Origin of the sequence: Cupriavidus necator A5-1 (assembly GCF_000744095.1) — a bacterium.
In the GTDB taxonomy this organism is placed as follows: domain Bacteria; phylum Pseudomonadota; class Gammaproteobacteria; order Burkholderiales; family Burkholderiaceae; genus Cupriavidus; species Cupriavidus necator_A.
This window is the reverse complement of record NZ_JQLI01000001.1, coordinates 1,260,750-1,272,994: the sequence shown is the minus strand read 5'-3', so window position 1 is coordinate 1,272,994 and position 12,245 is coordinate 1,260,750. Positions and strand designations below refer to the sequence as shown.

Annotated in this window: 9 protein-coding genes; 6 read left to right on the top strand and 3 right to left on the bottom strand. The window is 58.4% G+C overall.

What is annotated here, in order from left to right:
* The first annotated feature begins 45 nt into the window (after positions 1 to 45).
* On the top strand, positions 46 to 1,557 hold the full coding sequence (locus K307_RS05575; RefSeq protein ID WP_042881432.1) for an aldehyde dehydrogenase family protein: 1,512 nt from the start codon (positions 46 to 48) through the stop codon (positions 1,555 to 1,557).
* A 73-nt stretch (positions 1,558 to 1,630) separates the two neighbouring features.
* Here the strand turns inward: K307_RS05575 and K307_RS05570 are convergent, their stop codons facing one another.
* A complete protein-coding gene (locus K307_RS05570) occupies positions 1,631 to 2,665 on the bottom strand; it encodes an IS630 family transposase (protein WP_042876855.1) in 1,035 nt (344 codons plus the stop codon).
* A 127-nt stretch (positions 2,666 to 2,792) separates the two neighbouring features.
* A complete protein-coding gene (locus K307_RS05565) occupies positions 2,793 to 3,785 on the bottom strand; it encodes a helix-turn-helix domain-containing protein (protein ID WP_080744904.1) in 993 nt (330 codons plus the stop codon).
* Between the two features lie 561 nt (positions 3,786 to 4,346).
* Between K307_RS05565 and K307_RS05560 the strand changes: the two genes are divergently transcribed.
* The 5 genes from K307_RS05560 (at position 4,347) to K307_RS05540 (ending at position 11,079) form a co-directional block, all read left to right on the top strand.
* Complete coding sequence (locus tag K307_RS05560; protein ID WP_051974682.1) at positions 4,347 to 4,853, top strand: nuclear transport factor 2 family protein; 507 nt, start codon at positions 4,347 to 4,349, stop codon at positions 4,851 to 4,853.
* Between the two features lie 123 nt (positions 4,854 to 4,976).
* Positions 4,977 to 6,101: an alkene reductase gene (locus K307_RS05555; RefSeq protein ID WP_042876852.1), complete on the top strand. Its 1,125-nt coding sequence runs from the start codon at positions 4,977 to 4,979 to the stop codon at positions 6,099 to 6,101.
* Positions 6,102 to 6,259: 158 nt separating this feature from the next.
* Positions 6,260 to 8,743 carry an ATP-binding cassette domain-containing protein gene (locus tag K307_RS05550; RefSeq protein WP_042876850.1) on the top strand — a complete coding sequence of 828 codons (2,484 nt, stop codon included), beginning with the start codon at positions 6,260 to 6,262 and terminating at the stop codon, positions 8,741 to 8,743.
* A gap of 14 nt (positions 8,744 to 8,757) precedes the next feature.
* The gene (locus K307_RS05545) at positions 8,758 to 9,759 is read left to right on the top strand and encodes an ABC transporter permease (protein ID WP_230625515.1); all 1,002 of its coding nucleotides are present in this window, start codon (positions 8,758 to 8,760) and stop codon (positions 9,757 to 9,759) included.
* Positions 9,760 to 9,999: 240 nt separating this feature from the next.
* The gene (locus K307_RS05540; protein WP_051975019.1) at positions 10,000 to 11,079 is read left to right on the top strand and encodes a porin; all 1,080 of its coding nucleotides are present in this window, start codon (positions 10,000 to 10,002) and stop codon (positions 11,077 to 11,079) included.
* A 117-nt stretch (positions 11,080 to 11,196) separates the two neighbouring features.
* Here K307_RS05540 and K307_RS05535 read toward each other — a convergent pair whose 3' ends face one another.
* Positions 11,197 to 12,195, bottom strand: a complete 999-nt coding sequence (locus K307_RS05535; RefSeq protein ID WP_042876846.1) for an LLM class flavin-dependent oxidoreductase — start codon at positions 12,193 to 12,195, stop codon at positions 11,197 to 11,199.
* Positions 12,196 to 12,245: the final 50 nt, after the last annotated feature.

Below are 12,245 nucleotides of genomic sequence, written 5' to 3'. Positions count from 1 at the left end.
CGTTTGGCCCAGCAGCCCCCAGACCTCGTTGTTAAAGGTGACCGAATGACATCCTCAGTTGAACTCATTGATTTCAAAGAACGCCTCTCCGAAGCCACGAAACGATTCCTGTCGAGGCAACATCGCCTGTTTATTGGCGGTGAATGGGTCCAACCCGCGTCTGGCGCCACCCGGGACGTCATTGACCCGGCTACCGGCGCCAAGATTTCGACGATGGCGGATGGTGGCGCTGTTGACATCGACGCTGCGGTCAAAGCCGCGCGCGAAGCTTTCGAGCATGGCGAATGGCGTCGCATGTCTACCAACGAGCGCGCCAAGATTCTGTGGAAAATCGGCAACCTTATCGACGAGAATGCCGAAGAGCTGGCTCAGCTCGAGGTGCTTGACGAAGGCTCCGCCTACAATGTCGCCAAGAACTTCTATGTTCGCCTCTCGGCCGACCATTTCCGCTACTACTCGGGTTGGGCTACCAAGATTGGTGGCAGTACTGTTCCGGTCAACATGCCAGGTGAATGGCATGCTTATACCGTCCGCGAACCCATCGGCGTTGTTGGCCAAATTATTCCGTGGAATGTACCGCTGCTGATGGCCGCATGGAAGCTTGCACCAGCCTTAGCCGCTGGCTGCACGGTCGTTCTCAAGCCGGCTGAAGACACGCCGCTCACGGCCCTGCGCCTCGCGGAAATCTGCCGTGAAGCCGGCCTGCCGCCGGGTGTTTTGAACGTGGTGACGGGCGACGGCAAGGCCGGCGCTGCACTGGTCGAGCACCCTGATGTGGATAAAGTTGCCTTTACCGGTAGCACGGCTACTGGCAAGGCAATCGTGCGAGCGGCTGCAGACAACCTCAAGCGTGTGACGCTTGAACTGGGTGGCAAGAGCCCTGTATTCGTCTTTCCTGACGCAGACCTCGAGCGAACCATCCCTGGTGTCGCGGAGGCAGTTCTTCTCAATAGCGGCCAAGCGTGTACCGCGGGTTCGCGACTGTACATTCACGAAGATGTGTACGACCGCGTCGTTGCTGGCGTGGCGGAGTATGCCGAGTCGCTGAAGCTGGGGCATGGGCTTGACCCCGCTACCCACTTGGGACCGCTGATTTCGGAGCGCCAACTGTCGCGCGTGAAAGGAATTCTGCAGGCAGGCATCGACGAGGGCGCCAAGGTCTATTCGGGTGGTGGGCAGCCGTCGGGTCCAGGTTACTTCCTACGCCCGACCGTCCTGACCAACGTCGAACCCGGCATGACGGTGTATCGGGAAGAGATTTTTGGTCCTGTCATCTCGGCCATGAAGATGAGCTCGGACAATCTTGACGCCCTGGTCCGCGAGGCGAACAACACCGTGTACGGCCTAGCGGCAAGCGTTTGGACCAAAGACCTCAGCCTGGCTCACAAGCTTGCCGCACGCATTCGTGCTGGCGTAGTCTGGGTGAACAATCACAATCAGACTGACGCTGCCCTCCCATTTGGTGGTTACAAGCAATCCGGTTGGGGACGTGAGATGGGATTCTCGGGCATCGAAGCCTACACAGAGCTCAAGTCCGTGGGCGTCTACCTCGGCTAGTTGGACTCCGGCGCCACTGACAGCGGAAGTGTTCGCTTAGGCTGACGGCCCGACCTTAGAAAGCCGCAATTACTCAGCAGTCCGAAATATAGGCGACAGATGGGGCGTCGAAGAATGAGCGCACAAGCCGGCGGTTCTTCTTCACCTCGTGCAGGTGCTGCTCAACGCGGATTTCCAGTTTCTCGCCCGCTCGCAACGGATTGCGCGCCACACCAGTTCGCTTGAGATGACTCCACACGAACTCGTCGGGATTCAGGTCGGGCGCGTATCCCGGCAGCACATGCATCGTGAGCTTTCCCTTGGTCGATTCGATGTACTCGCGCACATTGGCCTTCTTGTGTGCTGGCAGTCCATCAACGATCAGATGCACTGGGCGGTTGCGGCCCTTCATCATCTTCTTGAGCAATTCGATGAATAGCTCCGCGGTCAAGGCCCCTTTGTAGGTCGCAAACCAGAAGGCACCTTTGGCGTTCACCGCGGACGCGGCGGAAATCGATTGGCGCTGCCCGGGGCGCTCAATCACCGGTGTCTCGCCTTTGACCGCCCAGGTCTTGCCATGCACCGCGTCGGCTCGAAATCCTGATTCGTCCCAGAAGTAGATGTCCGCACCGCTTTGCTTGGCCGCAGCCGCAATGCCCGGAAATGATTCACGCTGCCAGCGCTCGACGGCCTGCGGATCTCGTTGGTACGTCCGCTGCAATGGCTTTTGCGGGCTCAAGCCCAGTCCCGCCAGCAGCCTGCCCACCGCTGTGACACCCATCTTCACATCAAATTTCTCATCGATGAGCGTGGCCACAATCTGTCGTGTCCACAGCCCGAAGTCCAGACCGTACTGCCGAGGATCCCGCCCGTTGATCCACCGAAAGACCTGCGCCTGTTGCGCTCGCGTGAGCTTGCGTGGCCGGCCTGTCGCTGGACGCGATGCCAGCGCCCGCGCGCCTTTGCCCGGGCCCGAGGCCGCCTTGAGCCAACGGTAGATTGACGTTCGGTTCATGCCCAGCGACTTCACCACCACCGATGGTTTCTCGCCTTCGCGAACCCGGCGCAAGGCAAGTCGGCGGAATTCCTCTTGCGTCGCGCGATCCAGTGTACGGCCATCTCGTTTCATGTTGAATGAGACTAAACGGTCGTCACGAGGTTCCAATTTTTGTCGCTTTATTTACGGACTGGTGAGTAACAAACGCCATGTGCGACAGCACATGGCGTTTGTCTTACATCTCGCTATCAGAACCGCTCTAACTTAGACGCCTTATCAGGGTATTAGGAGCGACCCCATATGCCTTCTTGAAGGCGCGGCTGAAGTGTGAGAAGTCGCTGAAACCACAAGCGATTGCCACATCAGCGATATGTTGCGAGCGGCCCTCTGTAAGCGCAATGTGACTTGCCTCAAGACGCTTTTGCCAAAGCCATCGAATCGCCGTCGTGCCGTCAGAGGCAAAGATTCGATTCAAAGTTCGGCGCGATACCCCTATAGCATTGCAGATGGCGTCGACATCAAGCTCCGAGTCGCCCAGGTTCGCCTCAATGTAGTCCTTGGCGCGGTGCAAAATGCTTCCATGGCGTTCCAACATGCCCTTGAGGTCGTGGAATTCGGTCTCGGCGGAAGCCGCGAATATGTCGACGACCGACGCCGCGAGTTTAGACGACGCGCAGGGCTCCAAGTCGGAGGATATGCGTGAAGTTCCTCGAATGACAGAACCGGCCAATGCTCCCGTGGCCGACTGGCCATCCAAGGTAATTGCAGTCAGCCGCTCTGCATCAGGAAGGCGGCAAAGCATTTGCTTGCGCGGAATCTTGAGCAGAACGATTCGATAGTCGGACGAGAAGCTGTACTTGAAGGCACGTGCCGTGTCGTACAGGACGATGTCGCCAACCTTCTGCGCAGCGCTTCGGCCGCTTTGCTCAAGCGTCGCGCTTCCTTCGACGAGCAGGCTTGCAAGGAAGTCCTCTGAAGGCGTCTGGCGAAGGTCATCATTCGTCCGGACATACCGCAGTCCCGGCGCAGCGATGTCGCCGATTCCAATGAAGCCAATCGGCTTCTGTAGGACGTGAGCCCGAAATCTGTCCGCCTGGTCTGCGTATGCCGGCAAGTCCACATGGCAGTAAAGACGGCAGATTACGTCGTGGTAGTGATTCAGGCGATCACGGGGGACTACTGCAGAGGTGTCGAACTGTTCAACCATAGCTTGACCTACTTGAGGGCTGTCGCTCATCGGCAGCTTAGACATCAACAAATTAGTTCGAAAATATCGAACCGTGAATGCGAGCTAACCCGTAGAAGTCGTGAAATGTAAGCAGCTGCTTACATGCGTGCGCCCATCTTCGCGGTGGCGCTTGCAGCTCGCGACCGGTGCCCCGCGCCTTGCCGTGCCGCCAATGTGTCGCCAAGCGGTACTGCGTGACGAGCGCGCGTAGGTGCATGGCGCATCCAGTCCAGTGAATCTGGCGTATCCAGTCGCGAAGGTCGGCGCCTCCTTTCATATATTCGTGGCAAAGAGCCCAAGAATTCGGGCCCACATAGAAAGGAGACAACTTTGACGCTGGTCACAGGGCCATATGAGCTCTGTGCCCACCGTTGTCGCGCCTATTCTGGGCTCCGTTTTCCCGACGCCATTCAATGCTCAAAACCCAGGTCGTCTACCTGTGGTCCGCTTGGTTTCGCGTGCTTACCCCAACAGCTCATGCGCAAAAAATCAAGGCGTCGAATTGCGGCTCTGAATCGAGGCGAATCGAGTTCGTAGCTCCGTTCGTCAGTGTCCTAGAGAACCTTATTAGCCTGGAGTTGCACTATGGAAATCGCGAATCTCAGCCTGGAACAGCGCGTGTCTCGTCTGGAAGACATTGAAGCCATCAAGTATATGAAGGCCAAGTACGCCGAGTATCTGGACAACGGGTACGACCCCGAGGGTGTCGCCTCCCTCTTCATCGAGAACGGTCTGTGGGAAATCAAAGGCGTTGGCGGCAAAGCAAAGGGGCGCGGGGAAATCAAGCAGCACTGCCGCAACCTCTCGTCAGGCATCACCTGGGCATTGCACAACATTGTCTCGCCCGCAGTCGAAGTAGACGCTGACGGGCAGCGTGCCACTGCGACGTTCTATCTGGTCTGCTTCGTGTCGATGGCACCGTCGGAGCAATCTCCGCAGGGCGAAGCAGTGTTTATCGCCGGCAAGTACAAGGACACGCTAGTGAAGGTCAACGGAAAGTGGCTCTTCGAGGAAATCACCGGCGTCGTTCAGCAGGCATCGCCCTGGACTGAAGGATGGGTCCGTAGCCCCTTCGTCAAGGAAAGCTGGTGAGCAGGCCCTACGGGCATTCACCGACAACCACGCCAGAAGCGCCGCTGAGTACCGCAAAGGGAAGTCGCAGGTGTTGAGCCGCGAATATGACGGCCATCAATCTAAGGTAGGGAGGGAGACGTTATGAGTCAGCTGCTGGAAAAATACGATATGAATGGGATCCGCTTGGCGAGCCGTGTCGTCATGGCGCCGATGACGAGATGCCGCGCGAGGACCACGGTGCCCGATGAGCAAACCGCTCTGTACTATCGCCAGCGCGCTGGCGCCGGCCTGATTATCAGCGAAGGTTCACAGGTCTCGGCTGAAGGTACTGGCTATCTCTATACTCCCGGCATCTACACCAGTGAGCAGGTCGCTGGCTGGAAGAAGGTCACGGACGCTGTCCATGAGGAAGATGGGAAGATATTCATTCAGCTTTGGCATGTCGGCCGCATGTCGCATGTCAGTTTGCAGATGAACGGTGCGCTACCGGTTTCGTCCGTCGACGTCGCTGCTCGTAACAGCAATTGCTATGCGTATGGCGAAAACGGCGAGCCCGGCCCGGTCCAGGCAAGTCAACCGCGTGCTCTCGATACCAGCGAAATTCCGAGGATAACGGCCGACTTCGTTAGCGCCGGTATCAGGGCTCTCGAGGCGGGCTTCGACGGCGTCGAGGTTCACGGTGCGAACGGCTATCTGTTTGAGCAGTTTGCAAATGGAGTGCTGAATACACGGACTGACCAGTACGGCGGCAGCACCATGAACCGGCTACGGCTAACGCTCGAAACCGTTGATGCGTTGGTAGACGAACTGGGCAGTACCCGAGTAGGCATCCGGCTCTCACCTTTCGGGCGTCTATACGACATGCCTGCCTTCGATGACGAGGAGAACACCTGGCTGACGCTGGGCAAAGAGCTCAGCAAACGAGGCCTTGCGTATGTCCATCTCAGTGACCAGAAGGCGTTCATCAACGAGGGCATCGGTGAGGACTTCCTCTGGAAGTTCCGCGATGCATACACAGGCACGCTGATTCTTACCGGTTGCTTGACCCAGGAATCGGGAGAAGCGCTCATTGAGCAAGGTCTATGTGACCTCGCGGGCTACGGCCGACCATTTGTCGCCAATCCTGACCTGGTTGCGCGCTTCCGCAACCGGTGGCCACTGAACTCGGTAGACCTGCCGACGCTCTACACGGGTGGTGAGCAGGGCTATGCCGACTATCCTACCTATCAAGAGCAGCGCGAGTTGTCCGTCGAGGGCGCACTTTAAAGCCCACTCCAAGGGCATTCGCTGTCTACGCCATCGGTGCATGGCTCAGGGACGCAACCCGAACATCGGTGCCTGTCTGCTTCGCCGAGGCGGAATGGGTCCGTGTCTCCAACCATGACGCCTTTGGCGAAACTCAAACTACACCGGCAGGTTGCAAGATGAAGCGCGAAACGAAGCTGCTCCTTGAGGTCCAGGGAATCACGAAGGTTTTTCCTGGTGTGAAGGCCCTCGACAACGTTACTTTCTCGGTCAATGCAGGCGAAGTGCACGGCCTGGTAGGCGAGAATGGCGCGGGCAAGTCGACATTGATGGCCGTGGCCTCCGGCGCGCTTGTGCCGGAAGAAGGCCGCGTGCGCATTGATGGTAAAGAAATGCGTGGCAACCCTGAGCTGGCACGCGAGCTCGGGCTGGCCATTGTCCGGCAGGAACCGGCGCTCATGCCTGACCTGACCGTGGCGGAGAATCTGTATCTCGGTGTTCCGGAAAAGCTGCGCCCCAAAAAGGCATCGCTCAACGATTGGGCGAGAGACCTGATGAGGACATGGCACCGGGACATCAAGATTTCTGGGGCCGACCGTGTGGCAAGCCTGAATCCGGAGCAGCGGTTCATCGTGGAGATTGTCAAGGCGCTGGCTGCACAACCCAAGGTGCTCGTCCTGGACGAACCTACTGAGCACCTCGGTGCCGAAGATGTCGAGAGACTCTTCGCGAAAATCCGGACCCTGGTAGCGCGCCAGTGTGCGGTCATCTACATCTCGCATCGAATCCGTGAGGTTCAGTTTATTGCTGAGCGCCTGACCGTGCTGCGAGATGGGCAGGGTCAAGGAACCTATGACGCCAGCAAGCTCACTGAGCAAGACATTGTGGAGCTAATCGTCGGTGGGACCCTGGACCGAGAATTTCCGCCGAAAGCCTCGGAAAATGCGAGCCGCTCGACCGTATTGGAAGTCGCGCAGCTCGAAGGCAAAGGGTTCGCGAAAGTGTCAATGGCGCTGAGAAGCGGTGAGATTGTTGGGCTTGCGGGCATTGATGGAAACGGTCAACGCGAATTCATGCGCGCGCTGGCAGGACTGTCGAAGTCACGTGGTACCGTAACCGTCAACGGCAAGGCAGTGCGCGTGCAAAGCGCAAAAGGGGCGAGCCAAGGTGGGATTCGATACGTGCCCGGCGACCGTCATCGGGAGGGCATCTTCGGCGAACTCAGCGTCCGGGAGAACTTCTCCCTGCGCAGCCTGGCTCGCAGCAGCGTAGCTGGCTTTCTGTCAGGCCGCAGGGATACGGCCCGTGCTGCGGAGGCGGTTCAAGAATTCGCTGTGAAGACGGCTTCGCTTGAAACGCCGATTCGGCTTCTGTCAGGTGGCAACCAACAGAAACTCGTACTCTCGAGTGTGCTCGCCAGTCGGCCAGCTGTCATGCTGGTCGATGAGCCGACTCAAGGCGTTGACATCGGCGCGCGGATGGAAATCTACAAGACCTTGAGGGCGACGGCGGCCAGCGGCACGGGCATGGTTATCGTTTCCTCGGATGCAACAGAGGTTGCGGGACTCTGTGACCGCGTGCTCATTTTCTCCCGTGGACAAGTTGTCAAAGAGCTGCGCGGAGACGAGGTCACTGAGCACAACATCACTAGTGCGGTGCTGACATCCACGTCCGTGCGCAGTCGCGCCGACGGGAAGACCTCGCCGTTCTGGAAGTGGGCAGCGGGAGACTGGGCACCTATCGTCATGCTTTGTCTTGCGATTGGTCTGCTTGGCGCGTATGCCGCGAGTGCAAACGAGTTCTATTTGTCAGAACGTAATATAACGGGGCTTCTTGGTCTTGTGGCGACACTCGCTTTGGTCGCCTTCGGCCAGCAGATGCTAATGCTTGTCGGCGGCATTGACCTGTCGGTGGGCCCGCTGATGGGGCTCGTTGTTGTCATCCAGTCCTTCTATCTGGTCGACGGCGCGACGCCAGAACAATATGCGGTGGGTTGGGCCGTCGTGCTAGCTGTGGCGATTGCCGTGGGAGCATTCAACTGGTTCCTTGTCGACCCCTTGCGACTTCATCCGATGGTGGCGACGCTCGCTACTTTCATGATGCTGCAAGCAGTTTCCCTCATCCTTCGTCCGGTTCCAGGTGGACTTATCGCTGAGGGAGTCATGGATCGAATCTCGGCAACGCTCGGCTTCCTCCCGCTCGCCATGATTGTCGCTACGGTCTTTGGTGTCGCGCTGGAGTATGGTCTTTTCAAGTGCAGGTGGGGAATCGTATTCCGTGGCTTCGGGTCGCGTCCTGAGGCGGCCAGGGTCGCAGGGGTTCGGCCGCGTCTAACGTTGTTGGCCGCCTATGTCGGATGCTCCGCCCTTGCCACCATCGCTGCAATTCCGATGATGGCGCAAGTGGGATCAGGCGACCCAGCTGCCGGTGCCGACTACACGCTAACTAGCATTGCTGCCGCGGTCATTGGCGGAGCTAGTTTGTTTGGCGGGCGAGGTTCCTTCCTCGGCGCCTTGCTCGGCGCGATGCTGATTACTCAGGTGAACGTGGTGACTACCTTCCTGAATCTGAGCGATGCGTGGCAGTCGTACCTCCTCGGCGCGATGATTCTGGTGGCAGTGGCCATCTACTCGAAGAGCCGCCAAATGGTGGTGGCAGCCTGAAAAAGAGAATGATCATGGACTACACACTGAACACCACCCGCGTTGACCAACACACGGTTCCACTGGCTAAGCCACGGTTTTTACTCGATGAATTCTCGTGGATTTGGTTTGGCACAGCAGTCTTGTTTGCCGTGAGTGCAGTCTTGGCGCCAGGGACGGTCACAAAGAGTTCGCTCCTCGCCATGCTGCCTTTCGCAGGGATTCTGGCTATCGTTGCCACTGGTCAAACCATAGTCATTCAACAGCGCGGGCTCGACATGTCAGCCGCAGGAATGGTAACGCTCTCCGGAGCGCTGGTGGCGACCTTGGGCTTTGGCACCGGCTCCATGCTGCTAGCAGTGTTCGGGACCTTGGCTGTCGCGGTGATTGGCGGCATTCTCAACGGCTTCCTGACATCGCGCTTGTCTATTACTCCGCTAGTGGCAACGCTGGCGACTAACGCCTTGCTCATCGGAGGGGTACGCTCCATCACCGGAAACTCACCTATTTCGGTGCCAGAGCCGTTGCAAGCGTTCTCACACTCGCAGTTCCTTGGCTTGCCGTACAGCATCGTTCTTGCCGTTCTGTTTGTTGTAGCGGTGTGGGTCGTTACGCGAAAGACCATTGTGGGCAGGAAGTTTGTGGCGGTTGGTATCAGTCCGAGGGCTGCTGCCGCTGCCGGCGTCCCCGTGACCTTCTACCAGGTTGGCGCGTATGTGGTCTCTGCCGTGTGCTTTGCAGTTGCCGGCCTTCTGCTGGCGGGATTTATCGGTAGCGCGTCTCAGAATGGCGGACACGACTATCTCATGCCCGCCATTGCTGCCGTAGTCGTCGGCGGCACGCCATTTACCGGTGGGCGTGGGAGCGTCATTGCCAGTGCTGTTGCAGCGCTGTTTATGGCTCAACTCGGCCAACTAGTGCTGGCGCTAGGCGCAAGTGCAGCCATCCAGCTGCTGGTCCAGGCGGCAGCAATTCTGCTTGCCACAGCGATTCGAAATCTCCCCGCCATTCTTGCGGGGCTTAGGAAGCGCGCCTAAGGGCCGGAGATGGCGGGAGCTACGGTGGCTCTCGCCCGCTAGCAGCTTTGCGAACGCAACCGCACCAATAGCCAACTAGAGAAATTGCCCCACCCGGCCGAGACAATCGGCCCGGTATGGCAGCGCTTTGCCTGACGAAATGGCGCGCGCCAGGGACGCGCGGAAGCTGTCGGAAGAATCATCAGCAGTTGAAGGTCTATCAAGGTCACAAATATAACGTCGGAGGAGAGGATGAAGTTGATGAAGCACGTTGTCAGCAGCAAAGGTGTCATTGCTGCTCTCTTGTTTGTTGGTAGCGCGGGCGCCGCCTTTGGCCAAAGTAGTGTCACGTTGTACGGCCGCGTGTCCGGTGGGGTGGACTATGTGAACAAGGTGGCCATTGGAAATGGCCAGACCGGAGACGTGTTTCGCTTCGGCAACCAGTGGGGGGTGAGTTGGTGGGGTCTCAAGGCGACGGAGGACCTGGGTGGCGGTCTGAAAGCCGTGATGAACCTGGAGAGCATGTTCACGACCGGAAACGGTCAGGTGCTCGGTGACAGCCTTTTCAACCGCTACGCCGTTGTCGGCCTCTCCGACAATACCTACGGCACGCTATGGCTTGGTCGCGCAATGGCCCTCACGGACGGAGAACTGTGGGCCGTGGACCCCATGGGAATGCAGACCACAAGTGTGGGAACGCTCGCATATGGCCGGAACTGGGGGCCGCGTACAAATGCTATCACGTATAACTCACCTATCTGGGGAGGCTTTTCATTCCGGGCGCAAGCCGGCCTGAACGGAAGCGCCGGAAACTTCAACGCTGGCAGGCAGCTTAGCGCGAGTGTGAGCTACGCAAATGGGCCATTTCTATTCAAGGGTGTCTACGAAGAAATCCGGGACGAGCATGGAGAGTTCACCAATCTCTATATGGCATCCCGCGAGTATGCAGCCGGCGCCGTCTATCAGATTCGAGACCTGAAGCTATTCGGCGGATATAGCCTCATTCGCTCCGGAGGAGCGACCGTCGCCGACGTCAACAATCCCACCGGAGCGGACAAGCATCAAATGTTCTGGCTCGGCGCAAACTACCAGGCTTCGCCCGCCCTGACTGTTCTGGCCGGCGCGTACAGAGCCAACGTCAACAAATCGGGAGGCAACGGCACTTTGCTGGCGCTTGGTGCGAACTACTACCTGTCGAAGAGAACCATGCTTTACGGCACTGTCGGCACCGTCATTAACGGGGGCAACGCAGCATTCTCCGTGGAATCATCCGCCAATACCAAGCCCTTGGCTGGCTCGAGCCAGCAAGGCATCTATACCGGCGTAATGCACTGGTTCTAAAAGGCTCCATGGGTGCGCGTTAGAGGCGTCGTGCCCCTTCGTGGTCGAAGGTATCCATTCGGATAGCTTCGACCTATTTTTGCCGGGTAGAACCAACGTATCTGCGAGAGCGATTTATCAACCTTTTGCCTGTGCAATGAGCTCGTAGGACCGAAGCCGAGCGGCATGGTCGTGTATCCAGGAGTTGACCATAATTTCGTCGGCGCCTGTTCTCTCGACCACGGATGCAAGGCGTGTGCGGACTTCATCGACGTCTCCAGCAATGGACGCGCTGAGCATGCTCATCACTTGCGCGCGCTCGAAGGTGCTCCACATATCGTCCATAGTGACGACGGGAGGCGGAAGAAGGAAGCGAGTTCCTCGCACAAGGCCAAGGAATTTCTGTTGTTCCGTGGTTGCCAGGAATGCAGCTTCGGCGTTTGTGTCCGCAGCCACGATGTTGACGCAGACGGCCACATATGGCTCTTTCAGTTGTGGCGATGGCCGGAAGATTGAACGATACAAAGACAGCGCTTGGTCGAGGGCACGCGGGGAGAAGTGAGCGGCGTAGACAAAGGGCAGGCCCATGTAACCGGCGAGCTGTGCGGTGAACGTGCCGGAGCCCAGTAGCCAGAGAGGAACATTGATACCGGCCCCAGGTATGGCACGGACCGACTGCTGCTGGCTGGCTGGAAGGAACAATGATTGCAGTTCTGCCACTTGCACAGGAAACTCGCTCTCCTCGGAGACAGCGCTACGGCGCAATGCACGCATGGTCTCAGGGTCGGTTCCAGGAGCACGACCCAATCCCAAGTCAATGCGGCCAGGATAGAGCGTCTCGAGCGTACCGAATTGCTCAGCCACGACTAGTGGCGGGTGATTCGGAAGCATGATGCCGCCTGAGCCAACGCGAATCGACTTAGTGTGCGCTGCGATATGGCCAATGATGACCGCGGTGGCAGCGCTAGCGATGTCAAGGATGTTGTGATGCTCCGCTACCCAGTAGCGCTTAAAGCCGAGGGCTTCAACGTGTTGGGCCAGCTCAACGGAATGGCTCAGCGTTTGCGCGATTGACCCGCCCTCCGTGATGGGAGCCAAGTCGAGCGCGGAGAGATGAAGCTTCGCGAGTGAATTCATGGGTAGCGTCAATTGGTGCAATGTCGTGGCGACTTCCGGCACTATAGAGC